A 22,364-nucleotide genomic window follows, 5' to 3' on the forward strand; every position below is an offset into this window, starting at 1 on the left:
GACCAGTGAAGTCTGAGGAGATCGCCCGCACCTGGTACGACTACTTCGGTGCCCGGGGCACGAAAGGGTTCCCTCGGCGTCGTTGGTCTCTCCTGACCCCTCGCTGCTGTTTACGGTGGTAAGCATGGTGCCCTTCATTCCCTACTTCCTCGGTGCGGAGACGCCTCCCTACAGCCGTGCTGTCTCGGTGCAGAAGTGCATCCGCACAGCCGACATCGAAGAGGTGGGCAAGACTGCGCGGCACGGAACCTTCTTCCAGATGTGCGGCAACTTCAGCTTCGGCGACTATTTCAAGGAGAAGGCCATCCCCATGGCCTGGGAGCTGCTGACCGGCTCTCGGGACACGGACGGATCGAGTCCGAGAGGATTCGGCCTCGACCCCGACCGCCTCTGGGTCACCGTCTACCAGGACGATGACGAGGCCTACAGCATCTGGCGGGACGACGTCGGCGTTCCCGAGAACCGGATCCAGAGGTTCGGTCCCGAGGACAACTACTGGAACACCGGGCAGCCGGGTCCAGGCGGGCCATGCTCGGAGGTTTACTACGACCGCGGGCCTGCCTACGGGATCGAAGGCGGCCCCGCAGCGGACGAGACACGCTACGTCGAAATCTGGAACCTCGTCTTCATGCAGGATCGACTCTCGGCAGTGCATTCCAAGTCGGAGTTCGAAGTGGCCGGTCCTCTTCAGAGCAAGAGCATCGACACCGGCCTCGGCCTCGAGCGCCTCGCCATGGTCCTCCAGGGCGTGGAGAACATGTACGAGACGGACCAGGTCCGACCAGTCCTGACCGTGCCGCCGAGCTGGCTTAAGCATCACCTATACCTCGACAGAAGACCCTGAGGATCCCAACCACAGCAACGACGTGCGGCTCCGCATGATTGCCGATCACGTCCGGTCCGCTCTGATGCTGATCAGCGACGGGGTCCGGCCCTCCAATGAAGGAGGAGGCTTCATTCTTCGCCGCCTCATCCGACGGGTGATCCTGGCGATGCGCCTCCTCGGGGCAGAAGACTCCACGTTCGGCAGCCTGATCAGCGTGTCCCGCGATGCGATGAAGGGCGTCTACCCTGAGGTCGAGCGGCGCTTCGACACCATCCTTCGCGTCGCCGAGAAGGAGGAGCAGGCCTTTCTCCGTACGCTCTCAGCGGGCACTGCACGCCTGGACTCGGCAGTCGGAAGCGCGAAGGCACAGGGCGGACGCCTCTCTGGCGAGGACGCGTTCGCGCTGCACGACACCTACGGCTTCCCGATCGATCTGACCCTTGAGATGGCCGAAGAAGCTTGCGTTGATGTCGACCAGGACACTTTCCGCGAACTGATGGCGGAGCAGCGACAGCGCGCGCGGGCAGACGCGAAGGGCAAAAAGTCCGGGCACGCGAACACCGAGGTCTACCGAGAGCTGCTCCGGGACGTGCCGACCCACTTCACGGGGTACACCGAGCACACCACCGAATCGCGCATCCGCGGCCTCGTCGTCGACGGGGCCGAGGCCTCCTCGGCGGGCGCAGGCCAGGAGATCGAGATCGTCCTCGACGCGACGCCCTTCTACGCCGAGGCGGGCGGTCAGGCACCCGACACTGGGCGCATCACCGGCGACGGCTTCATCCTCGAAGTCAGTGACGTCCAGTCCCCTATCAAGGGGCTGTCGGTGCATCGGGCCAGAGTCCTCGAGGGCGAGGTTCCAGCCGGGGCAGAGGCGCTCGGCACCATCGACGTCCGGCGACGCCTTGATGCGCAGAAGGCGCACTCGGCGACCCACCTGATCCACGCGGCACTCCACGATGTTCTCGGACCCGACGCCGTGCAGGCTTACTCGTTCAACAAGGAGGGCTTCCTCAGGTTCGACTTCACCCACGACGAGGCCCTCTCCCCGGAGCCCGCCAGGAGCTGGAGGAGATCACGAACTTGGCCGTTCGGGACAACTTCGCCGTGGAGACGAAGACGATGGCGCTGGATGAGGCTGAGGCGATAGGCGCCATGATGCTGTTCGGAGAGAAGTACGGCGACCAGGTGCGGGTGGTCGAGATGAACGGTCCATGGTCGCGAGAGCTCTGCGGGGAACCCACGTCTCCTCCACCGCTGAGATCGGGACCGTTGCGCTGATGTCGGAAGCGTCCGTGGGATCGGGCAACCGTCGCGTCGAAGCTTTGGTGGGCCTGGATGCCTTCAAGCACTTCGCAGCCGAGCGTACGCTCGTGAGCCAGCTCACCGAGATGCTCAAGGTCCCCGCGGATCAGGTGCCTGACCGCATCGCCTCGACGCTCTCGAAGCTCCGGGAGGCCGAACGTGAGCTTGAACGGCTTCGGGGCGAGCAGCTGCGCGCCGCAGCAGGCCAGCTTGCCGACCAGGCCGTCGATGCTGACGGCGTCTCCGTCGTTGCGCACCATGCCGGGAGCGCCACTGGCGACGACCTCCGCCAACTCGTCATGGACCTGCGTCAGCGCTTCGGATCGCGAGCGGCCGTTGCGGCTGCAGCCGGGGAGTCCAAAGGACGTCCCGTCGTCGTCATCGGGACGACAGAGGCAGCCAGGGAAGAGGGCCTGAGCGCAGGCGATCTGGTCAAGGTAGCCTGCGGTGTGCTGGGCGGCGGAGGCGGCGGCAAGCCCGACCTCGCACAGGGCGGCGGCCAGGACGCCTCCGCCATTCCGGCAGCTCTGGACGCCGTGGTCGCCGCCGTTCGTGCACGCAGCGCATGAGCAGTCCGCCTCGCCCCGGCGTCCGTCTCGCAGTCGACGTGGGCGACGCGCGTGTGGGGCTCGCTGCCTCCGATCCTGATGCACTGGTCGCCACGCCCGTGATGACCCTCCGCAGAGACGCGCGGAGAGGCTCTGACCTGCGCATGCTCGTGAAGATCGCGCAGGAGCGTCGCGCCCGCGTCATCTATGTCGGGCTGCCCCTCTCCCTCTCAGGCCAGGAGACCCCTCGACGCAGAAGGCGCGCGAGTATGCCGCAGAATTGACCCAGCGCCTCGAAGAGGCCAGTGTCGGCGCGGAGGTGACTCTTGTCGATGAGAGGCTCTCCACGGTGAGCGCGCAGAGCAAGATGCGCGCGGCCGGGGTCGAGGCACGTGACCAGCGGGACAGCATCGACCAAGCAGCGGCGGTCGAGATCCTCACGCATGCCCTGGAGGTTTTCCACAGGCAGCCGTGAGTCCGTTGCTCTCGCAGCCAGGTCGGGAGATGCTGACGCTATGGACGCTGCGCAGAGCCGGACGGATCACTTCTATCGCCCCGGCTCGCCCTTCACGTCAGCCGAGCTTCAGACCCTCGCCTCCGAGGGCGCACTGAGACCGGTTCTCGCCGACGTGTTCGTACGCGCGGCGGTGAGAGGCTCCCGCAGCGTCAGAGCCCAAGCGGCGCACGCGCTGCTCGGACCGAAGATTCGACCACGAGCCACACTCTGCGGCGAAACTGCCGCTTGGGCTCATCTCAGCGGGAGCGCACCGCAGCGCATCAATATCATCGCCCCGGCGCCACGCCGCGGCCGAACCTGAGAGAACCGATACTCTGGCAGGTCCACAGTGTGCCCCTGGAGGAGGAGGAGCAGATGCGACTGGGCGGGGCAGCCTTGACCACACCTGAGCGCACCGCAGAGGACATCTTCCTCGGGATCGGGACGGTGGGCACGCGCAAGCCCGCTGACCGACTCATCACCGTCAACGGATGGCTGCGGGAGGACCTGTGCTTCTGGCCGCAGCGTCCTGGCAAGGACGAGCACGTCTACACGCCCGGAGACGACGAGCAGAATACTCTGAGCCGCTTACTCGACCTGATCGGCCAGCTTCTCCAAGGCGTCGACGACCTGGAGGCCATGGCTGAGAGGATCGTTGAACGGACCAAACGCTCAGCGAACGGCGAAAAGGGACGCGCCGCACGCATCGCAGAGCTCCTCGATCAGTGTATTTCTCGACGCTTTCCGACAGTTCGGTAGACGTCGTACACGCCGTCGATCCTTCGCACCGAGTTCAGCACGTGGTTGAGGTACCGCGGATCTCCCATCTCAAAGCTGAAGCGGGACACCGCCACGCGGTCCTTCGACGTCTGCACAGTGGCCGAGAGAATATTCACGTGCGACTCCGCGAGTATCCGTGTGACATCGGAGAGGAGCGACTTGCGGTCCAGCGCCTCCACCTGAATCTCGACCAGGAAGACCGACGACTTGGTCGGGGCCCACTCGACATCGACGAGCCGCCCGGGCTGTTCGCGAAGCTGGCTGACGTTGCGGCAGTCTGCCCGGTGCACCGAAACTCCCTGACCACGGGTCACGAACCCTTCGATCTCGTCCGGCGGAACGGGTGTGCAGCAGCGGGCCAGCTTGGCCAGCACATTGCCTGCACCCTTGATGACCACTCCGGCATCCGAGTACTCCGTGGGCCGCGGCGCCGCGACGTGATGGGGGTGGTGTCATGCTCCTCGTCCTCGGCATCCTCTGGGTCGAAGAGGCTGTTGAGGTGCTCGATGACGTTCTGCGTCGACACGTGCTCTTCGCCAACCCCGGCATAGAAGCCCGAAATGTCCGAATAGTGGAGCTCCCCAGCGACTGCTGAGAGGACCTCAGGGTTCATCACCTTCTGCAGGGGCAGGTTCGATTTCCGGATCGCCTTGGTGAGCATCTCCTTGCCGCGCTCGATGGACTCTTCACGGCGCTCCTTGGAGAACCAGTGACGAATCTTGTTCCGCGCGCGAGGCGACTTCACAAACATCAGCCAGTCGTACGAGGGTCCGGCCCCTCCGCCTTCGAGGTGAAGATCTCAACCCAGTCGCCGTGCTGCAGCTCCGAGTTCAGCGGTACGAGCTTTCCGTTGACTCGAGCGCCGATGGTCTTGTGGCCCACATCCGTGTGAATGCTGTAGGCGAAGTCCACGGGCGTCGCTCCCGCAGGCAGTGAGATGACCTCGCCCTTGGGCGTATAGACGAAGACCTCTTTGGCGTTGATCTCGTAGCGCAGCGAATCCAGGAACTCGTCCGGGTCCTTGGTCTCGGACTGCCAGTCGACCAATGAGCGCAGCCACCCGATGTCAGCTGTGGCCTGCGACTGCTGACGGGCCTCATTGGGGCTGTCTCCGGGGCTGACCGCCGTCCCGCCGTCAGCGCTCAGCGATGCGGGCGCTGCGGTTCCGTCCTCTTTGTACTTCCAGTGCGCCGCCACACCGTACTCGGCGCGCCGGTGCATCTCGTAGGTTCTGATCTGAACCTCAACCGGCTTGCCGGAGGGACCCAGCACTGTCGTATGCAGCGACTGGTACATGTTGAACTTGGGCATCGCGATGTAGTCCTTGAAACGCCCTGGAAGGGGATTCCAACGCGCATGAAGGGCACCCAAGGCCGCGTAGCAGTCACGGACAGAGTCCACCAGAACACGGACGCCCATCAGGTCATGGATGTCGTCGAACTCTTTGCCGCGCACGATCATCTTCTGGTAGATCGAGTAGTAGTGCTTCGGCCGTCCTGTGATGGTGGCAGCGATGCTGGCCTCATTGAGGTCATCGGCAATGGTCGCGCGGACCTCGGCGAGGAACTTCTCTCTGCGGGGTCCGATCCCCACCAGACGAACGATCTCCTCATACACCTTGGGGTAGAGGGCAGCGAAGGAGAGATCCTCGAGCTCCCACTTGATGGTGTTGACTCCGAGGCGGTGAGCCAGCGGCGAGAAGATCTCCAGCGTCTCCTTCGCCTTGCGCGCGCTGGACTCCGCGGGCACGTAGCGCCATGTGCGGGCGTTGTGGAGTCGGTCGGCCAGCTTGATCATCAGGACACGTATGTCCTTGGCCATAGCCAGGACCATCTTGCGCACCGTCTCAGCCTGTGCAGCATCCCCGAACTTCAGCTTGTCGAGCTTCGTCACGCCGTCGACGAGCAGCGAAATCTCTTCGCCGAAATCTTTGGTCAGCTGCTCCAGGGAGTACTTGGTGTCTTCCACGGTGTCGTGCAGCAGCGCAGCCGCCAGGGTGGGCCCGTCCAGGCCCAGCTCGGCCAGGATGGTCGCCACCGCCACCGGATGGGTGATGTAAGGATCGCCCGACTTGCGCTTCTGACCCTCGTGATGGTGGTGGGCCACGTCAAAGGCCCGCCGAATGAGGGCAAGATCAGCCTCAGCACTGTTCGCCTTGACCGCGCGCACCAGAGGCTCCAGCAGCGGCGAGTCGTCTGAGTGGGCCAGGGTGCCCACTGACCGGGTAGGTCGCGTCATGATTCGCTTATTCTAAGCGCTTTCATGGCTCTCGACGCTCCCCACCTTGACGTCCGCCTTCAACGTCCCGGGCGTCGGCGGCGAACAGCGACTCCCAGTCGGGCACTTCGGCCTCTTCCACGTCGGGGCCTGCCGTCTCTGTCTCGGTCTCGGGCAGAGGCGGGAAGGAAACCGGCTGCCCGTCGTCTCCCAGCGGAGTGCCTGATGCTGTGATGGTGCGGATGCCCCCTGCGCCATTCGCTCATCGCGCATCGACAGGACCATCTGGGTATGCTCGCGAATGCTCGCGTCTCCCCGGCGGATGCGGGCGTACAGCGGAGCCTGGACGAAGATCGTCGCGACGGTGCCCACGATGATGCCGGTGAAGAGCGCCAGCGCGATGTCCTGAAGGGTTCCCGCCCCAGCAGCCATGCTCCGATGAAGAGAATCGACCCCACGGGCAGCAGCCCGACGACTGAGGTGTTCACAGATCGGACCAGGGTCTGATTGATGGCCAGATTCGTCCGCTCGGTGAACGTCTGGTCCTTCTGATCATGCAGCGGGGTCAGGTTCTCTCTGATCTTGTCGAACACAACCATCGTGTCGTACAGGGCGTAGGAGAGGATCGTCAGAAACCCGATGACTGCGCTCGGGGTGACCTCGAAGCCGGTCGCCGAGTAGATGCCGACCGTCGTGACGACGACGAAGCCCAGCCCCGTGAGGGCTGCCACAGACATCGTCCAGGTTCGGAAGTAGGCCGCCATATAGAGCGCGACCAGCACCAGAAAGACGACCAGTCCGATCATCATCTGCTGAGAGACGTGCTCGCCCCACACTGGACCGACGAATGTCGACGAGACCTGGTCGGCACTGACGCCGTAGCCGTCCTGCAGCGCATCGGCTACCTGGATCGTCTCTGCGTCGTCCAGCTCGTCGGTCTGCACCCGCATGGTGCCCGGTGCAATGTTCGTGACCGTCGCGTCCTGGCCGGTGGTATCAGCCACGGCCTCCTCACCGATCCCGGGCTCTGTCTGCTCCGTCTGGGAGATGGTGAACTCGCTGCCCCCGTGAACTCGATGCCGAGATTGAAGCCGCCGCGGAGAAAGGGGATCGCGATGGAGATAAGGACCAAGGCAGCCGCAATCGCGAACCAGATGTTGGAACGCTGAATGAAGGGGTAGGCCTTCTCCCCGTATAGAGCTGGTTGCTTACCTTGGCAAAACCTGCTGCCATCAGTCGTCCCTCCTTTCCTCGGAGGACGGAGAGGCCGAGGCGCTCAGCACCTGTCCGTCCTCTGTCTCGGCCCGCTCTCGGCGGCGGGCCGCACGCTCACGGGCACGACGACGCTCGGCGATCGTCATCTCGGCCCATTCCTCCTCGCTGTGCTCAGGAACCTCTTGGGCACGATCTGCCGCAGCGGACTCCTGCTCGGGGTCTGCGCCAAGCACCCCTGCTGCCTGGGGATCCGAATACACGACCTGGCTGCGCGAGAAGCGGCCCGCTCCTTTATAGAGCACGTCGACGCCCAGCTCCCGCGCCGAGAGGCCGGAGAAGCGCTTCCCGAGGCGAAGAAGCGTCGTCGCGCAAGAAGCTGCATCAGGGGTGGGTGAACAGGAAGACGAGGATCACGTCGATGAGGGCCGTGAGACCCAGAGTGAACGCGAAGCCTCGCACATTGCCCACTGCGACGAGGTAGAGAACCACAGCAGCGATGATGTTCACCGCTTTGGACGCGAGAATCGTTCTGCGGGCCCTCTGCCATCCGGATTCGACCGCGCCCGCCAGAGAACGGCCTTCACGGAGCTCATCCTTCACCCGTTCGAAATAGACGACGAAGGAGTCGGCGGTCAGGCCGATGGAGAGAATGAGCCCGGCGATGCCCGCCAAAGAAAGCCGGTATCCGTCCGACCAGCCGAGCAGGGAGATGGCCCACCAGGTCAGCGCGCCGACCACGATCAGTGACGGCATGGTCACGGCGAGGGCAAGCGCCCTGTACTGGTACACGGCATATCCCGCCGTCAGCAGAAGACCGATCAGGCCTGCGAGGAGGCCCATCCGCAGCTGGTCGGCTCCGAGCGTCGCAGAGATCTGCTGCTCCGACTCGATCTGGAAGCTCATGGGCAAGGAGCCGTAGCGCAGCTGCTCTGCCAGCCCCCGCGCTTCCTCCTCGGTGAATTCCCCGCTGATCTGCGCGTTGCCGTCGTAGATGGGCGCGTTCATGGAGGGCGCGATGATCACGTGGCCGTCAGAACAATGCCGAAAGGAAGGTCGCGCCGGTGTCGGGATTGCAGGTGATGATGGGCTCGTCATCGGACCAGTCAGCGCGCTCATCGAGGGAGATGTCGTCGCTGCACCGGTAGTTCTCGAACTCGGCGGCGAGCTCGGGCGTGACCCAGTTCGGGTCGGACGCATCCGTCGGCTCACCGGTCGGCTCGTCGAAGTCCTCCGGCTGAGCCTGGGCCTCCTCAGCTTCGGCGGCCTCCTCCTCGGCCTGCTGCGTCTGCTGGTCCAACTGCTCCTGGAGAGCGTCGAACTCGTCGTCGCTCATGTCCTCTTCAGCGGCATCGAGTGTGTCCTGGCGCATCTGCTCCTGCTGCTGCAGTGAGTAGATGGGGTCATTCCCTGCTGCAGCACCGGACGGAACTCCATGTCGGCACTGGCCTGGATCAGCTCCCGTGTGGCCTCGTCGGGAGTTCCGGGGAGATTCACGACGATGTTCTCCGAACCCTGAACTGCGATCTCGGCCTCGGCGACGCCCGTGCCGTCCACTCGCTGACGAATGATCTCGACGGCCTGCTCAAGCTGCTCGTCGTCGACCTCCTCGCCCGTCTCCACCTGCGGGAAAGCACCATCTGCGTGCCGCCCTCGAGATCGAGCGCGAGCAGCGGCGCCCATTGGGCCCGCCCGTCCTGCACTCCGTAGAGGAGCAGACCGCCCATTGTGACGAGGATGATCAGCAGCGCAGTCAGCGCCGCGAGCGCCCGACGCACGGGCTTGGGTGCAGACATCAGTCGCGGGGCCGGGACGTGTCGTCGTCTGTGGAGTCGCCTGACTCGGTCGGCGCCTAGCTCGGTGATCTGTTGGACGGCCCCGAGGAGGAAGTCTGCGCGGTTGCCGGAGGAGAACTCAAGAGTGAGCCTCTGGCGCTCCTCATCGCGGTGTACGACAGTGCCGACGAGACCACCGGCGGTGACCACCTCGGCGCCCACTGTGGCCTGCGCGTGCGCCTGCTGCTGCTTATCGCGCATCTTCTTGCCGCGACGGAAGGTGAAGACCATGAACAGGACCAGAAGGCCCAGCATGATCCAGATGAACGGGTCGTAAGCCGCGTTGCCCGCGGGGTCGCCGTTGCCTGCCAAGAGCGTGAGAAGAGGAAGATGATTCACAACGCGCCAGATTATCAGGTCAGACCCGAAGCGCGCCCTGCACCGTGAGGTTCACGACATGGTGCCGGGCAGCAGGTCCTGCGGAGGCGCGCTCTGCGCCCGGCGGCGTCAGTCCCAGATGCCTCCAGGCGGCCTCTGTCGCGACACGGCCTCTTGGGGTTCTGGCGAGCAGACCCTCCCGAACAAGATATGGCTCCGCGACCGTCTCCACCGTTTCCGTCTCCTCGCCCACGATGACTGCCAGTGTCGAAAGCCCCACGGGACCGCCGCGGAAGGTGCGGCACAGGGCATGGAGCACCGCCCGGTCGAGACGGTCCAGCCCCAGCTCATCGACCTCATAGGTGTTCAGCGCCTCCGATGCCGCCCCAGATCCACGAGCGGCACCTGTTTCACCAGCGCCCAATCTCGGACTCGTCGCAGCAGCCTGTTCGTGATGCGGGGTGCCCCTGGACCGGGAGGCAATCTCGGAGAACGCCTCATCCGTCACGCTGATGTCGAGCATTGCGGCCGAGCGCCGGAGAACCTTCTCGAGGTCGTCGGCGGAGTAGTACTCCAAGTGAGCTGTGAAGCCGAAGCGATCACGGAGCGGACCCGGCAGAAGCCCCGCGCGCGTCGTGGCCCCGACGAGGGTGAATCAGGGCAGCTCCAGAGGAATGGAGGTGGCTCCGGCTCCCTTGCCCACGATGATGTCGACGCGAAAGTCCTCCATCGCCAGGTAGAGCATCTCTTCCGCCGGTCGGGACATGCGGTGTATCTCATCGATGAAGAGCACCTCGCCCTCGGTGAGCGACGAGAGGATGGCTGCGAGGTCGCCGGCGTGCTGGATGGCTGGGCCGGAGCTGATCCGCAGCGGCGCGGCCATCTCCGCAGCAATGATCATCGACAGGGTGGTTTTGCCCAAGCCGGGAGGGCCGGAGAGCAGGACATGATCAGCAGCGGTGTCCCGCATGCGTGAAGACTCCAGCACTAGGGACAGCTGATTGCGCACCGTCGGCTGCCCGACGAAGTCGTCAAGGTTCTGGGGCGCAGTGCCGCTTCGAGCTGCTTCTCCTCCGCCCCGGGGGCAGGACTCACCAGAGGTGAGCCTCCCGCGTCGGAGCGCTCAGCGTCGGACATCTGATGCTCCCGCGCCGCTCAGGCCGCGCAGCGCCGCACGCAGCAGCGTTGAGGTGTCCGCCTCGGAGAGTGCTTAAGCTCGGCGTGGAGCGCCGCACCCAATGCCTTCTCGGCATCCTTCTCGCTCCAACCCAGAGAGACCAGCGCAGCAGTCACTTCGGCGGATGCCCCACTCGGCGCAGACCCCTCTGATTGCGGGGCCCCGGAGCCGCACTTTCGACCTCATCGAGAACAAGCTTGTTACCAGCTCGAGAAGGATCCTCTGCGCCGTCTTCTTGCCTATGCCCGGCACGCGGGTGAAGGCGGCGGTGTCCGAGTCGCGAATTGCGCGACGGACATCCTGCGGAGAATGCACGGAAAGCACGGCGAGAGCAAGCCTGGGACCCACGCCGGAGATCGACAGCATCGACGTGAAGATCTCTCGCTCCCCGTCTCGGCGAAGCCGAAGAGCAGAGGGGCCTCGTCCTGGCGGGGCACGTAGCTGGTCCTCAGCATGACCTGCTCGCCGACGCGCAGCTGGGACAGGGTCTGTGCCGTCGCGCTGACATGCAGGCCAAAGCCGGAGACGTCGATGACGGCGTGGTCCAGCCCAGTGTGGAGGACCTCACCCCTAATGCTTGAGATCACGCCGTCGTCTCCTTCGCTGCTGAGTCCCCTATTAGAACAAACCTTCGAGTACTCTAGCGGCCTCAGCGGCCCTGAGCTCGCTTCTCAGCGGCGCGCCACGCCTTCTGGGCAGGGGTTTCGGCTCCGCCGCGCGCCTCTGCGGCCTTCTGCAGCGTGGTCTTCGCTCCCTGATGAGTCCGGGTGCCCGCCGACATGCTGTACGCGGCCCCACCCCTGAGCGCCACGCATGGCAGATGGCCACCGCATACGCATCGGTCGCGTCGACCGGTGTGGGCAGCGTCGGCAGGCGCAGTATGCGCTGAACCATCCGTGCCACAGCAGCCTTGCCCGCGGTGCCGTCGTCGGTCACCGCCGCCTTCACCTCTGAGGGCGTGTGCCAGGCCACCGGAATGTCCCGCGCGGCAGCCGCGGCAATGATGACCCCCACCGCCTGCGCTGTGGCCATGGCCGTCGGAGCGTTGCTGCTCGCAAAGACCCGCTCGACGGCAACCACGTCAGGGGCGAACGAGTCGAGAAGCTTCTCCGCGGCCCTCTGGATGCTCAGAATGCGCCGGGCCAGATCCTCGTCGGGCTTGGTGCTCGTCACCTGCACATGGACCGAGGAGCCGCTTCGGTTGGGCGCCATCTCGATGACGGCGAACCCGCATCGTGTCAGCCCCGGGTCCACGCCGAGAATCCGCTGGAGCGTACGCGACCTGCCCGCCGTCCCCGACAGGCCACCTGACTGCTGGGAAGCGCGGACGCTCACACGCTCAGCCTTCGGCGTCCAGGGCCGCGAGCGTCTCCTCGCTGAGATCTGCGTTGGTGTGGATGCTCTGAACATCGTCGAGATCGTCCAGGGCGTCGTGCAGCCTGAGGAACTTCTTGGCGTCCTTGAGATCAAGATCGACCTTGATGTCGGAGAGGAAGGCCACCTCGTCGCCGTCATAGGATATTCCTGCCTCATCCAGACTCTTCGTCACCGCCTGAAGGTCGCCGGGCTCAGCGCGCACCTCGAAGCGATCGTCCTGGTCGTACACCTCCTCGACGCCCGCGTCGAGGACAGCCGCGAGCACATCGTCCTCTGAGACTCCATCCCGCTGAGGCACAGATACGACGCCTTTGCGCTGAAACATAAAGGCGACCGAGCCCGGATCCGCCAGAGTGCCCCCAGACTTCGACACTGCCGTCCGCACATCCGCAGCGGCACGGTTGCGGTTGTCCGTCAGGCATTCCACCAGCAGCGCCGAACCGGCAGGACCGCGCACCTCGTAGGTGACTTCTTCGTAGTCCACGGCGTCGCCGGAGAGTAAGCGCCCCGCTTGATGGCACGGTCGATGTTGTCATTGGGCACCGACTCCTTCTTGGCCTTCGACACTGCAAGCTCCAGCGCCGGGTTTCCCGCAGCGTCCGGGCCGCCGTTGCGGGCCGCAACTTCGATCTGCTTGGTATAGCGCGCGTTGATCTTCGCCCGCTTCGCGTCGACCGCAGCCTTGCGATGCTTCGTGTTGGCCCATTTGGAGTGTCCGGCCATTATTCTCCTCGTAGTCGGCGGGATGATCGTTTCAGCTTCCGACCAGGCTAACGGAGAGGGCTCCCTCCGTCCTCCATCAGTAAGCGCGGGGCTCGTTCGCCTGCTGTGCAACAGTCGTGATCCTCTGCGCCACGGTGATGCCCGACGCTATGGCGAGAAGCACAAGCACCACGTGCAGGACCCCCTCATGGAGCCCCAGGCCCACGAGTCCGGCAGTCACCAGAGTGGAAACCATGCGTTCCGGGCGCTCCGCAATTCCGACGTTCGCGTCGAAGCCCATCGACTCTGCGCGTGCACGGATGTATGACACCAACAGTCCCAAGACCATGCAGATGGCTGCGGCCGACCCGATCATGGCGTTCTCACCGGTGGTGTAGAACCACATCATCAGTCCCAGAAAGACCGCACTGTCCTGCACTCGGTCCAGAACCGAGTCGAGGAAGCCGCCGAGGACGCTGCTCTGCCCGCCCAGCCGAGCCATGAGGCCGTCGACCAGATCGCTGAACACGAACAGGGTGATGACGACGGTCCCCCAGAACAGCTCACCCAAGGGATACAGGATCAGAGCGCCGCCGCTGACACCGAGGGTGCCTATCACGGTCACCGCATTGGGGGTCAGACCTACGCGGAGCAGAAGGCGTGCCACAGGCGTGAAGAGGCGAGAGAAGAACGAGCGTGCGTGCTTGAGCATCAGTCGGAGCCTTCGGCGACGTCGGGGTCCACGTCGTGGCAATGAGCTCACGAGTCTGTCCCAGCGTGGCGGAGAGATTCTTCGTCTGCGCGATGATCGGCATGAAGTTCGCGTCTCCCTGCCACCGCGGGACCACGTGCTGATGCAGATGCGGCGCGATCCCTGCACCTCCGGCCTGCCCCTGGTTGATGCCCAGATTGAAGCCCATAGGCCGCGCCGCGGCTGTGAGGACGCGCATGCTCGACTGAGCCAGCGAGGTGAATTCGCGGGACTCTTCAGCGGTGAGGTCGGTGAGGTCCGGGACATGCCGGTAGGGGCACACGAGCAGGTGGCCCGGATTGTAGGGATACAGATTCAGCAGAACGAAGCACGTCTTACCGCGGTGGACGATGAGCGACTCCTCGTCGGTGCGCTCGGGACCCTGGCAGAAGGGGCAGTCGCCCTCACCTGTGACCTGGTTCTGTCCGCGGCTCTGATACGCCGCCCGATGCGGGTTCCACAGGCGTTGGAAGCCGTCGGGCGCGCCCGCCAGCTCAAACTCGTCGAAGACCTCTGAATCATCCATGGCTGCTCAGGCTTCGTGGTCCTCTATGGCCCGCACGATCTTTACCACAGCGTCGTCGATCGGCACCTGATTCTCCTGGGTGCCGTCGCGGTAGCGGAAGGACACGGCCTGCGCCTCCTGGTCCTCTCCCCGGCAATCAGCACGAACGGAATCTTGTCCTTCGAGGCCGTGCGGATCTTCTTGGGAACCGGTCCGACCCGTCGTCCAGCTCAGCACGGACGCCGAGCGCCTGGAGCCGCCGGATCACCTCCCCGAGGTGATCGTTGAACGGCTCAGCCACCGGAATCCCCGGACCTGAACGGGTGCCAGCCATGCGGGAACGCACCGGCGTAGTGCTCGAGCAGAATGGCGAAGAAACGCTCGATCGACCCGAAGAGGGCTCGGTGGATCATGATGGGCCGCTGCCGTGAGCCGTCCTCGGCCGTGTACTCCAGCTCGAAGCGCTCGGGCAGGTTCGGGTCGACCTGAACGGTGGAGAGCTGCCACCTGCGCCCGATCGCATCCGTGACCTTCAGGTCGATCTTCGGTCCGTAGAAGGCCGCCTCGCCGGGGATCTCCGTCATTTTGAGCCCAGAGCCGACCGCTACGTTGCGCAGGGCCTGAGTCGCCGATTCCCAGTACTCCTCGGAGCCCACCCATTTGCCGCTGTCGTCATCCTTCATGGATAGCTCAAGCTCGAACTGCTCGAGCCCGAAGTCCCGCAGAAGGTCGACGACGAACTCGACGACTTTGGTGACCTCTGCCTCGAGCTGGTCCGGCCGCACGAAGAGGTGAGCGTCATCCTGAGTGAACCCGCGCACACGCGTGAGGCCGTGGAGGGCGCCCGAACGTTCGTTGCGGTACACCGTGCCGTTCTCCGCGAACCGCAGGGGAAGGTCGCGGTAGCTTCGCCCGCGCTCCTTGTAGATGAGGATGTGCATGGGGCAGTTCATGGGCTTGAGGTAATAGTCCTGCCCCTGCTTCGTGACGTTCCCGTCCTCGTCCGTCTCCTCGTCCATCGAGATCGCAGGCCACATGTCGTCTTTGTAGTTGGCAAGGTGGCCGGAGGCGGCGAACAGGTCTGCTTTGGAGATGTGCGGCGTGTAGACGTAGGTGTAGCCGCCCTGCAGGTGCTTCGTGCGGGCATGCTGCTCCATGATTCCCCGCACGAGACCGCCTTTGGGGTGCCAGACGGACAGACCCGAGCCGATCTCCTCTGGGAAGCTGAAGAGATCGAGCTCGCGCCCCAGTCGACGGTGATCCCTGCGCTCGGCCTCCGCGAGCCTCTCCTTGTACGCCTTGAGGTCATCCTTGGTGGGCCAGGCAGTTCCGTAGAGGCGCTGAAGCTGAGGGTTGCCCTCCTTGCCGCGCCAGTAGGCGCCGGCGGCCCGCATCACGGAGAACGCGTTGGCTATCAGCTTTGTGCTGGGCACGTGCGGGCCGCGGCAGAGATCGGACCAGACTCGCTCCCCGCTGCGGTCCACGTTGTGGTAAATGGTGATTTCGGGGCCGCCCACTTCAACGCCGGCACCTTCGGCAGCCGTCTCAGCGTCGTCGCCCTCGCCGAGCAGCTCCAGCTTGTAGGGCTCGTCCGCCATCTGGCGCTTCGCCTCATCCAGGGTCACGACCTCGCGTTCGAAGCGCTGCCCCTGGTTGATGATCTTCTGCATGGTCTTTTCGATGCTCTTCAAGTCATCTGGGGTGAACGGCCTCTGGGCATCGAAGTCGAAGTAGAACCCATCTCGTATGTAGGGGCCGATGCCGAGCTTGGTCCCTTCGAAGAGCTGCTGGACCGCCTGGGCCATGACATGCGCCGCCGAGTGGCGCAGCACATCGAGACCGTCCGGCTCAGAGACGTCGACTCTCTGCACGTCAGCGCGCGGGCACTTCGCGGGCAAGGTCCCACAGTTCGCCGTCGACCCGCATCACCGCAGTGGACTTATCATCGGCGAACAGATCCGTTCCGGTGGTGCCCTGTGCGACCGTCGTGGGTGCGCCGCTGACTGTGATGCTGATCTGCTCGGACACGGGGCTTCGGATCTCCTGCGGGTTGATGCGTCGGCTGACCCGGCGATTCTACGGGACGACCTGGCACCCGGGGCACCAGTACAGGCGTCTGCCCTGCAGCTCTTCAGCACGTATGCGCGCCGCGCATCGCAGACAGGCTGTGCCCTCGTGCTTGTAGACCCAGTGGGGCGCGGACCGGCGGCCGCGCTTAACGCCCGGCCTGAGAGTCCGGATCGCACCCTCAGCCACGCCGTCCCGCATCTGCCGGGTGAGCCTCGTCCAGAGGTCGCGCACGCGCTGCTCAGGAATCTCGGCCGCACCCGCGTGCGGGCTCATCCGTTCCAGGAACAGGGATTCGGCGCGGTAGATGTTTCCGACCCCGCGATGACCGCCTGGTCCATGAGAGCCGCCCCGATGCTCACGCGCCGCCTGGCAAGACGCCGAAGGAAGAGCTCGAACGGAGCCTCTTCAACCCCAAGGCCCGCTTGTCGCAGCGGATCCGGCCCCAATCGCTCCAGCACCGAGAGGTGCTCGTCATACGTGATCACTCGGCACACCGCGGGTCCCCGAAGGTCAGCCCAGCCGTCGCGCCCCGTACGCGAGCTCGGACGACACCCTGGGAGCTTCGGGAACGATCCATCCCTCATCGTCGCGCTCACCGCCTCCTCCCGCGCGAGCGGCGCGGGGCTCCCACTGCGCCTACGCCGGCGAACTGCTCATCGCCGCGGAAGCTGAAGGCGCCATAGAGGCCGAGGTGGATCTGCCACACCGCATCGTCGACGTGGACGAAGAGCTGCTTGCCGTGAGCTTGGGCCCGCTCGGGAACGCGCTCGGTGAGCATAGCCGCACCCTCGGCGAACCGGCCCTGAGGTGAGCTCACCTGCCAGCTCCGGCCCGCGAAGAGCTGGCTGATCACCTCGGCGAGACGATGAAGGGTGTGGCCCTCAGGCACCGATGGCGCCGGTGCTCTCGTACTGGGAGATCTTTCCGATCCGGCGGGCGTGACGCTCCGCCTCGGACCACTGAGCAGTCAGGAACGCTTCGGTGATGGCCGTGGCCTCAGGCAGTCCGTGCTGGCGTCCTCCCAGGCCGAGGACATTGGCATCGTTGTGCTCACGGGCCAGCTGGGCTGTTTCGCGGTTCCACGCGAGCGCCGCACGGATGCCGCGGACCTTATTCGCCGCGATCTGCTCACCGTTGCCCGAGCCTCCGAGAACGATGCCCAGCGAATCCTGCCCCTCAGCCCGTTCGGCAGCCACGGCCTCGGCGGCGGGCAGGACGAAGTCCGGGTAGTCGTCCTCAGCGTCGTAGTCGGTCGGCCCATGGTCGATGACCTCATAGCCGAGCTCGGTCAGATGCTTGACCAGATGGGCGGAAAGCTCCATACCGGCGTGGTCGGTGGCGATGTGAACGCGCATAGGGATCCTTAGGTGAGGTTCCGGAACAAACACCGGACATTCTATGCTGTGCAGACTATGTCCGATGAGCAGCAGCCCTCCCGTTTGCCTCAGTTCTCCCAGCGTCTGGGCGCACCCATCGCTACAGTCCGCCCCGCCGGAAGGCCGCCCTCCCGCGTGACCGGCCTCCCTTCCCAGGAGGATGAGGCCCAGAGCCAGGAGCCGTCCGGGGAGAGCGACGCCGCTTCGGCTCCGACGAACGCAGAAGGAGCACCCACCCCGCCGAGGCCCACGGACCTCGGAGTCCTCCCCGGCCCGGACGGTCAGCCCGTCGAGGGAGACGGCGCGGAGGACGTCGATCCGAACAGCTTCTACGCCCAAGTCGGCGGCCGGAGGACGTTCCAGAGGATCGTCGATTCGTTCTACGCGCAGGTCGCCGAGGACGAGGATTTTCGAGCCATGTACCCCGAGGAGGACCTTGAGTAAGCCAAGCACCGGCTCCTGACGTTCCTCGAGCAGTATTGGGGCGGTCCGCGCACCTACCAGGCAGAGCGTGGCCACCCTCGACTGCGCATGCGCCACATGCCCTTCACCGTCGACAGCCGGGCGCGCGACAAATGGCTGACGTTCATGGGCAACGCGGTGAAGTCAGCGGAGCTCTCCCCATGCATGAAGAGGTCCTGTGGGACTACCTCGAGCGCGCAGCCCACTCGATGGTCAACGCCTAGTTCAGCTGAGTGCCTGAGGAGCGGGCGAGGATGTAGCCGCCCTTCGAGGTGAGCCGGGTCCATCGCCCCAGGGTGTGGACACTGGTGACTGCGTCGTCGGACCCTAAGAATCCTAGAGAGAGGGCGCCGAACGCAGCGCCTGCAGGGATCGGCGGCGTCTGGGTCACAGGCTCGCCCCAGACGCGCTCCCTCACCTGCTCGACGGCAGCGGCACCGGCGGAGCTCGGCACCGCGTCGGCAATCTGGGTGATGCCGCGCTCTGCGGTCTCTCGGAGCAGCGCGTCGGTGACAGTTCCCCGGGGCTCCCAGCCTGAGCGGGGCGGGGTCACGGCGGCCCAGGGGCATTGACCTGTGACGGAGGCAACGCAAGCTCAAGGTCAGAGCTGGTCAGGCGCGCCAGACGCTCCGTGATGGAGCCCAGTTCAACCGTCACGTCGGCTGAGGAGCTCTCGCCCAGCGCCATGGTGCGCAGTCCGAGAACGGCGGGCAGCCGCCCATCAGGGAGCTGGGAGTCATCACGGGGACCCAGGCAGCCACGACGCTGCCCGCGGCTTGGAGCCGGATGCCCTGCTGCTCGATCCTCTTAGCCCGCGCGACGTAGGTCGACAGGTCCTGCAGGGCGGCTGCCTCAGCGAATTTCAGAGTCTGCGTCATCTCCTTCATTGTCGCAGGCACACAGCCAGGAGGGCGCCTCAAAGGGTATTGTGGCGACGAATTACCCGACGGTAGGCACAGCAGAGGGAGAGCGATGGTAAGCAGCGTCAATGACGAAGAGATGGAGAGCGCGCAGCCTGCGCCGGACGAGACGATGAGGCAGTTCACGTCCATGTTCGAACTCGAGGCGCTCGAGCAGGTGGACAGATTTCGCGCTCCGACATATGCGCAGGCATTCTGGCGGGTCTTCGGCGGCCAGGTTCTTGCACAGTCGGCTGCCGCGGCCATGCACACTGTTCAGCCCGAGCGGGCCATTCACTCCGTCCACGGCTACTTCCTCCGGCCAGGGGACGCAAAGAAGCCCATCGAGATCAGTGTTGAGAGGCTCCGCGACGGTGGGTCGTTCTCGGCACGAAGGGCGCAGGCCTACCAGGACGACCAGCCGATCCTGTCGATGATCGCGAGCTTCCAGGTCAGCGCACACAGTCCCGCGCATCAGATGCAGATGCCGACGAATCTGCCCGCGCCCGAGGAGCTCCCAGAACCGGCTGAGCTGCTGGCCCACGTGAAGCATCCCGTGGTTCAGGAATGGGGCGTGGGCCGCCCGTTCGACATACGGCATATCGACCGCCCGGTGTATTTGGAAGCAGACCGGGATCGCCGCCCCACATCGGCGGTGTGGCTGCGCACGAAGGGGACGCTCCCCGATGATCCGAACATACATCGGGCCGCCATCCTCTACGCCTCGGACTACTTGCCCTTCGAACCGATGATGCGCCAGCACGGGCTGTACTGGGCAAAGCCGGGGCTGAAGATGGCCTCCCTGGACCATGCGATGTGGTGGCACCGACCAGCGCGGGCGGACGAGTGGCTGCTCTTCGTGATGGATTCGCCTTCGGCGCAGGGCGCACGCGGGCTCGCCACCGGGTGGATCTTCAATCGGAACGGAGATCTGGTGGCCTCGGTGGCTCAGGAAGGGATGATCCGGGCGCCGCAGGGCTGAAGCCGTGGATCCAGGAGACGGTGCAGCGCACCGCGGCGCGCACTCGAAGGAGGCGCATGCGAAATACTCCGAGACCTGGCGCTCCCGCTATCTCGGGCGGTGAGTGAGCTCACCCGCAGAGTGCAAGCACTGCTGCGCAGTATGCCCTGAGGGCGGCCTCCGCCGTGTCGGACCACGAATGCCCCGACGCCTGCGAGGCGGCCGTCTCGGAGTAGCGGGCCCACGCCCTGCGGTGGATCACCAGCCAGTTCATCTGCTCAGCCCAGCTGTGGGGCTCAGATCACTCACCAGCCGACCTGTGCGACGGTGTGTGACGAGTTCGCTCAGTCCCCCACGTCGTGCGCCAGCACCGGTGTGCCGCAGGCCAGAGCTTCGAGAGCGACAAGGCCGAATGATTCGGATCGGCTCGGGACGAGCACCGCATCGGAGCGGCGAAACAGCTCGGCGAGGTCTGGGTGAGGCAGGGGTCCACGAAGCGCACGCGATGCGCGATGCCCTCTCGGTCGGCCAGCTGCCGAACATCGAGAGCGTCGGGACCGGACTGCCGCCCTGCCACGGTGAGCTCCACCGGCTGCTGCGGATGCATGCGGCCCAGCTCTGCGACAGCCGAGACTGCGACGTGGGGTCCCTTGTGCTCCTGGAGTCGCCCTGCGAATGTCAGTCTCAGAGGTCGACCGTCCAAGGGACCGATGCGGGGTCCGCACCCTTGGGGGATGGAATATGTCGACGTCCACACCTGGGCGGACCTCGACCACCCGCTCCTGGGGCACGCCGAAGACTCGCACCAGGTCGGCGGCATCGCCTGACGTGTTGGCAGTCAGTGCGGCAGCCGCCTCGGCGATCTTGGTCTCCGCTGCGTGTCTGCGCGGGTCCTCCCACAGTCGAGCGTCGAGCTCCTGCTTGACCTGTCCGATGGTGTGCATCGTGTGCACGAGCTCGGCATTCAACTCCTCCGCCATCTGCAGGCCCGCCAGTCCCGAGATCCAGTAGTGGGAATGGAGGACATCGACACGGCCGGTGCCGGTGCTTTCGAGACTGAGTACGGCGCGGCGAGCCAGGTCGTCGAGACATTCGAGCAGCCGGTTCTTATCCTGCTGACACGTGTGAGCGACCGGGAGCACGTGGATCCTGCGCCCATCCTCGAGCTCAGTGACCCGGTCAGCCCGGTCAGGCCCGTCCAGGTCGGTGGTGACCAGGTCAACTTCGACGCCTTGGGCGGCCAGGGCTGCGGACAAGGCATTGACATACACGTTGAGACCCCGGCGTCGCCGATCCTGCCTGCGCCAGCGGAGACGTATGAAGACTGAGCATCGCGACGCGGCCCGGTCTTCCGGCGATTCCGGCCTGGTGTGTGTCCAATATGTGTGTCCTCCAGCCTGAGTTCTGCGCTCGAGGCCGGATCTCAGTAAGCGCTCCAAGTCCGCCTCAGGGTATCGGACAAGACAGCCGCCTAGGCCAGCGGGGCCCTGGACGGGTGCGCACGTCACCTCCGACAGTCGTGTCTGGTCCTGAGACTCACCATGCCTCCTGCATCACTCCAAGATCTTCTGCCACATCGACTTCCATTCCCGTCAGCTCAAGAATCTCCTCAGCGGTGAAGCTAGCGGCAACCTCTTCAAGCACGAACCGCCCGTGCTCGCTGCGCCGCAGGAGCGCCAGATCCGTCACCACGACGCTGGTGCACTCAGACGCGGTAATGGGGTAGTCGCACTCCTGCACCAGCTTGGGACGTCCTTTGGAGTCCACATGCTCCATGGTGACAATCACCGACTTGGCGCCGACCGCGAGATCCATGGCTCCCCGATGCCTCCGCCTGGACGTCCTGGGTGCATCCAGTTCGCCAGATCACCGTTGCTGCCGACCTGATAGGCCCCGAGGATGACGGCGTCCAGCCTCTTTCCGCGTGCAATTTCGAATGACGTGACCGAGTCGAAGAAGCTCACGCCGGGCAGAACATCGATGAAGTTCCCTCCGGCATCGTGAAAATCCGGGTCCGCCCTCTCGATATCGGCGAATCCCCGTAATTGAGCATCCCATTCTCTGCATGCAGGACAACGTCGCGCCCGTTCAAATAGTTCACGACCTGATTCGGCAGACCCGCCCCAAGGTTGATGATGCTCCTATCCTCGAGGAGAGCCGCGGCCCGACGTCCGATCTCAGCGCGCGACAAGGCGGGCTTGCCGCCGTACTCACGGTGAGAGTCCGCCGAGCGGGCTGAGCGCTGAGGCAGGGAGGCGACATCGACCGTCGTGGTGGTCTTGACCACACGGCTGATGAAAACCCCGGGAGGTGGATCTCTTCGGGCTTCAGCTCCCCACATCGAGGATCTCCTCCACTTCGATGATCGCTGTCCGCGCCGCCTTGGCAAAACTGTCGTTGAAGTTCCGGCTGCCGCCGCGGAACTGGACATTGCCGAACCGGTCGGCCCGGTATCCGCGGAGTATGGCGAAGTCGGTGGTGATGCCGTGCTCCAGGATGTGGGGTCGCCCACCGAAATGGCGAACCTCTTTGCCCTCTGCCACTTTG

Annotated in this window: 18 protein-coding genes and 11 pseudogenes; 6 read left to right on the forward strand and 23 right to left on the reverse strand. The window is 65.1% G+C overall.

What is annotated here, in order from left to right; genetic code table 11:
- The first annotated feature begins 5 nt into the window (after window positions 1-5).
- The 3 genes and pseudogenes from alaS (at window position 6) to K0H76_RS11765 (ending at window position 3,934) form a co-directional block, all read left to right on the forward strand.
- Window positions 6-2,700: pseudogene (gene alaS, locus K0H76_RS11755) on the forward strand (alanine--tRNA ligase).
- Window positions 2,697-3,154 (forward strand): annotated as a pseudogene (gene ruvX / locus K0H76_RS11760) (Holliday junction resolvase RuvX). Before alaS ends, ruvX begins: the two co-directional pseudogenes overlap by 4 nt.
- Before the next feature lie 372 nt (window positions 3,155-3,526).
- Window positions 3,527-3,934 (forward strand): hypothetical protein, encoded by a 408-nt coding sequence (locus K0H76_RS11765; protein WP_258933104.1) that lies wholly within the window; start codon window positions 3,527-3,529, stop codon window positions 3,932-3,934.
- Here the strand turns inward: K0H76_RS11765 and K0H76_RS11770 are convergent.
- From K0H76_RS11770 to K0H76_RS11850, 17 genes and pseudogenes are all read right to left on the reverse strand, one after another.
- A pseudogene (locus tag K0H76_RS11770) lies at window positions 3,898-6,145 on the reverse strand (bifunctional (p)ppGpp synthetase/guanosine-3',5'-bis(diphosphate) 3'-pyrophosphohydrolase); the annotation flags it as partial. The gene K0H76_RS11765 and the pseudogene K0H76_RS11770 sit on opposite strands and share 37 nt — an antisense overlap.
- A gap of 318 nt (window positions 6,146-6,463) precedes the next feature.
- Window positions 6,464-7,405 (reverse strand): annotated as a pseudogene (gene secF / locus K0H76_RS11775) (protein translocase subunit SecF); the annotation flags it as partial.
- A complete protein-coding gene (locus K0H76_RS11780; RefSeq protein WP_258935494.1) occupies window positions 7,405-7,689 on the reverse strand; it encodes a hypothetical protein in 285 nt (94 codons plus the stop codon). The gene K0H76_RS11780 and the pseudogene secF, both read right to left, overlap by 1 nt.
- A gap of 24 nt (window positions 7,690-7,713) precedes the next feature.
- Window positions 7,714-9,111: pseudogene (gene secD, locus K0H76_RS11785) on the reverse strand (protein translocase subunit SecD); the annotation flags it as partial.
- Window positions 9,112-9,312: 201 nt separating this feature from the next.
- A pseudogene (locus K0H76_RS11790) lies at window positions 9,313-9,420 on the reverse strand (preprotein translocase subunit YajC); the annotation flags it as partial.
- A 157-nt stretch (window positions 9,421-9,577) separates the two neighbouring features.
- Window positions 9,578-10,114, reverse strand: a complete 537-nt coding sequence (locus tag K0H76_RS11795; RefSeq protein WP_258935400.1) for a hypothetical protein — start codon at window positions 10,112-10,114, stop codon at window positions 9,578-9,580.
- Window positions 10,115-10,171: 57 nt separating this feature from the next.
- A pseudogene (locus K0H76_RS11800) lies at window positions 10,172-10,546 on the reverse strand (AAA family ATPase); the annotation flags it as partial.
- Between the two features lie 201 nt (window positions 10,547-10,747).
- Entirely contained in the window at window positions 10,748-11,062 is a 315-nt protein-coding gene (locus K0H76_RS11805; protein ID WP_258933105.1) for a helix-hairpin-helix domain-containing protein, read from the reverse strand.
- Window positions 10,954-11,301 (reverse strand): hypothetical protein, encoded by a 348-nt coding sequence (locus K0H76_RS11810; RefSeq protein ID WP_258933106.1) that lies wholly within the window; start codon window positions 11,299-11,301, stop codon window positions 10,954-10,956. Before K0H76_RS11810 ends, K0H76_RS11805 begins: the two co-directional genes overlap by 109 nt.
- Before the next feature lie 31 nt (window positions 11,302-11,332).
- Window positions 11,333-11,968 (reverse strand): crossover junction endodeoxyribonuclease RuvC, encoded by a 636-nt coding sequence (ruvC, locus tag K0H76_RS11815; RefSeq protein WP_258933107.1) that lies wholly within the window; start codon window positions 11,966-11,968, stop codon window positions 11,333-11,335.
- An 85-nt stretch (window positions 11,969-12,053) separates the two neighbouring features.
- Window positions 12,054-12,814: pseudogene (locus tag K0H76_RS11820) on the reverse strand (YebC/PmpR family DNA-binding transcriptional regulator).
- 76 nt (window positions 12,815-12,890) lie between these two features.
- Window positions 12,891-13,508, reverse strand: coding sequence for a CDP-alcohol phosphatidyltransferase family protein (locus K0H76_RS11825; protein WP_258935401.1), 618 nt, complete (start codon window positions 13,506-13,508; stop codon window positions 12,891-12,893).
- A gap of 34 nt (window positions 13,509-13,542) precedes the next feature.
- Window positions 13,543-14,070: pseudogene (locus K0H76_RS11830) on the reverse strand (HIT domain-containing protein); the annotation flags it as partial.
- 6 nt (window positions 14,071-14,076) lie between these two features.
- Window positions 14,077-15,975: pseudogene (thrS, locus tag K0H76_RS11835) on the reverse strand (threonine--tRNA ligase).
- 150 nt (window positions 15,976-16,125) lie between these two features.
- Complete coding sequence (locus K0H76_RS11840; protein WP_258933108.1) at window positions 16,126-16,392, reverse strand: hypothetical protein; 267 nt, start codon at window positions 16,390-16,392, stop codon at window positions 16,126-16,128.
- A gap of 319 nt (window positions 16,393-16,711) precedes the next feature.
- Window positions 16,712-17,008, reverse strand: a complete 297-nt coding sequence (locus tag K0H76_RS11845) for a hypothetical protein (protein WP_258933109.1) — start codon at window positions 17,006-17,008, stop codon at window positions 16,712-16,714.
- Complete coding sequence (locus tag K0H76_RS11850) at window positions 17,001-17,474, reverse strand: ribose-5-phosphate isomerase (RefSeq protein WP_146341685.1); 474 nt, start codon at window positions 17,472-17,474, stop codon at window positions 17,001-17,003. Before K0H76_RS11850 ends, K0H76_RS11845 begins: the two co-directional genes overlap by 8 nt.
- A gap of 387 nt (window positions 17,475-17,861) precedes the next feature.
- On the opposite strand from K0H76_RS11850, the pseudogene K0H76_RS11855 reads away from it, so the two are divergent.
- Window positions 17,862-18,181 (forward strand): annotated as a pseudogene (locus tag K0H76_RS11855) (globin).
- Here K0H76_RS11855 and K0H76_RS11860 read toward each other — a convergent pair.
- Together K0H76_RS11860 and K0H76_RS11865 are read right to left on the reverse strand one after the other, a co-directional pair.
- Window positions 18,178-18,510, reverse strand: a complete 333-nt coding sequence (locus K0H76_RS11860; protein WP_258933110.1) for a hypothetical protein — start codon at window positions 18,508-18,510, stop codon at window positions 18,178-18,180. The pseudogene K0H76_RS11855 and the gene K0H76_RS11860 overlap by 4 nt on opposite strands.
- 100 nt (window positions 18,511-18,610) lie before the next feature.
- The gene (locus tag K0H76_RS11865) at window positions 18,611-18,835 is read right to left on the reverse strand and encodes a hypothetical protein (RefSeq protein ID WP_258933111.1); all 225 of its coding nucleotides are present in this window, start codon (window positions 18,833-18,835) and stop codon (window positions 18,611-18,613) included.
- 94 nt (window positions 18,836-18,929) lie between these two features.
- Between K0H76_RS11865 and K0H76_RS11870 the strand changes: the two genes are divergently transcribed.
- Window positions 18,930-19,838, forward strand: a complete 909-nt coding sequence (locus tag K0H76_RS11870) for an acyl-CoA thioesterase II (RefSeq protein ID WP_258933112.1) — start codon at window positions 18,930-18,932, stop codon at window positions 19,836-19,838.
- A gap of 109 nt (window positions 19,839-19,947) precedes the next feature.
- On the opposite strand, the gene K0H76_RS11875 is transcribed toward K0H76_RS11870, so the two are convergent.
- Window positions 19,948-20,091 carry a hypothetical protein gene (locus K0H76_RS11875; RefSeq protein ID WP_258933113.1) on the reverse strand — a complete coding sequence of 48 codons (144 nt, stop codon included), beginning with the start codon at window positions 20,089-20,091 and terminating at the stop codon, window positions 19,948-19,950.
- Window positions 20,092-20,833: 742 nt separating this feature from the next.
- Between K0H76_RS11875 and K0H76_RS11880 the strand changes: the two genes are divergently transcribed.
- Window positions 20,834-21,145, forward strand: coding sequence for a hypothetical protein (locus K0H76_RS11880; protein WP_258933114.1), 312 nt, complete (start codon window positions 20,834-20,836; stop codon window positions 21,143-21,145).
- Between the two features lie 208 nt (window positions 21,146-21,353).
- Here K0H76_RS11880 and K0H76_RS11885 read toward each other — a convergent pair whose 3' ends face one another.
- From K0H76_RS11885 to K0H76_RS11895, 3 genes are all read right to left on the reverse strand, one after another.
- Complete coding sequence (locus K0H76_RS11885) at window positions 21,354-21,632, reverse strand: hypothetical protein (RefSeq protein WP_258933115.1); 279 nt, start codon at window positions 21,630-21,632, stop codon at window positions 21,354-21,356.
- 145 nt (window positions 21,633-21,777) lie between these two features.
- Entirely contained in the window at window positions 21,778-22,104 is a 327-nt protein-coding gene (locus K0H76_RS11890; protein ID WP_258933116.1) for a hypothetical protein, read from the reverse strand.
- 40 nt (window positions 22,105-22,144) lie between these two features.
- Window positions 22,145-22,360: a hypothetical protein gene (locus K0H76_RS11895; RefSeq protein ID WP_258933117.1), complete on the reverse strand. Its 216-nt coding sequence runs from the start codon at window positions 22,358-22,360 to the stop codon at window positions 22,145-22,147.
- Between the last annotated feature and the right edge of the window lie 4 nt (window positions 22,361-22,364).

The sequence above is a fragment of the Nesterenkonia pannonica genome, from assembly GCF_019575955.1.
Taxonomy (GTDB): domain Bacteria; phylum Actinomycetota; class Actinomycetes; order Actinomycetales; family Micrococcaceae; genus Nesterenkonia; species Nesterenkonia pannonica.

Excerpts from the sequence above, each read along its gene's own strand:
- K0H76_RS11840 (WP_258933108.1), bottom strand. The coding sequence starts at position 16,392 with ATGAGCCCGCACGCGGGTGCGGCCGAGATTCCTGAGCAGCGCGTGCGC.
- K0H76_RS11885 (WP_258933115.1), bottom strand. The coding sequence starts at position 21,632 with ATGGATCTCGCGGTCGGCGCCAAGTCGGTGATTGTCACCATGGAGCAT.
- K0H76_RS11870 (WP_258933112.1), top strand. The coding sequence starts at position 18,930 with ATGGTAAGCAGCGTCAATGACGAAGAGATGGAGAGCGCGCAGCCTGCG.
- K0H76_RS11880 (WP_258933114.1), top strand. The coding sequence starts at position 20,834 with ATGGAGGACATCGACACGGCCGGTGCCGGTGCTTTCGAGACTGAGTAC.
- K0H76_RS11875 (WP_258933113.1), bottom strand. The coding sequence starts at position 20,091 with ATGAACTGGCTGGTGATCCACCGCAGGGCGTGGGCCCGCTACTCCGAG.
- K0H76_RS11865 (WP_258933111.1), bottom strand. The coding sequence starts at position 18,835 with ATGACGCAGACTCTGAAATTCGCTGAGGCAGCCGCCCTGCAGGACCTG.
- K0H76_RS11850 (WP_146341685.1), bottom strand. The coding sequence starts at position 17,474 with ATGCGCGTTCACATCGCCACCGACCACGCCGGTATGGAGCTTTCCGCC.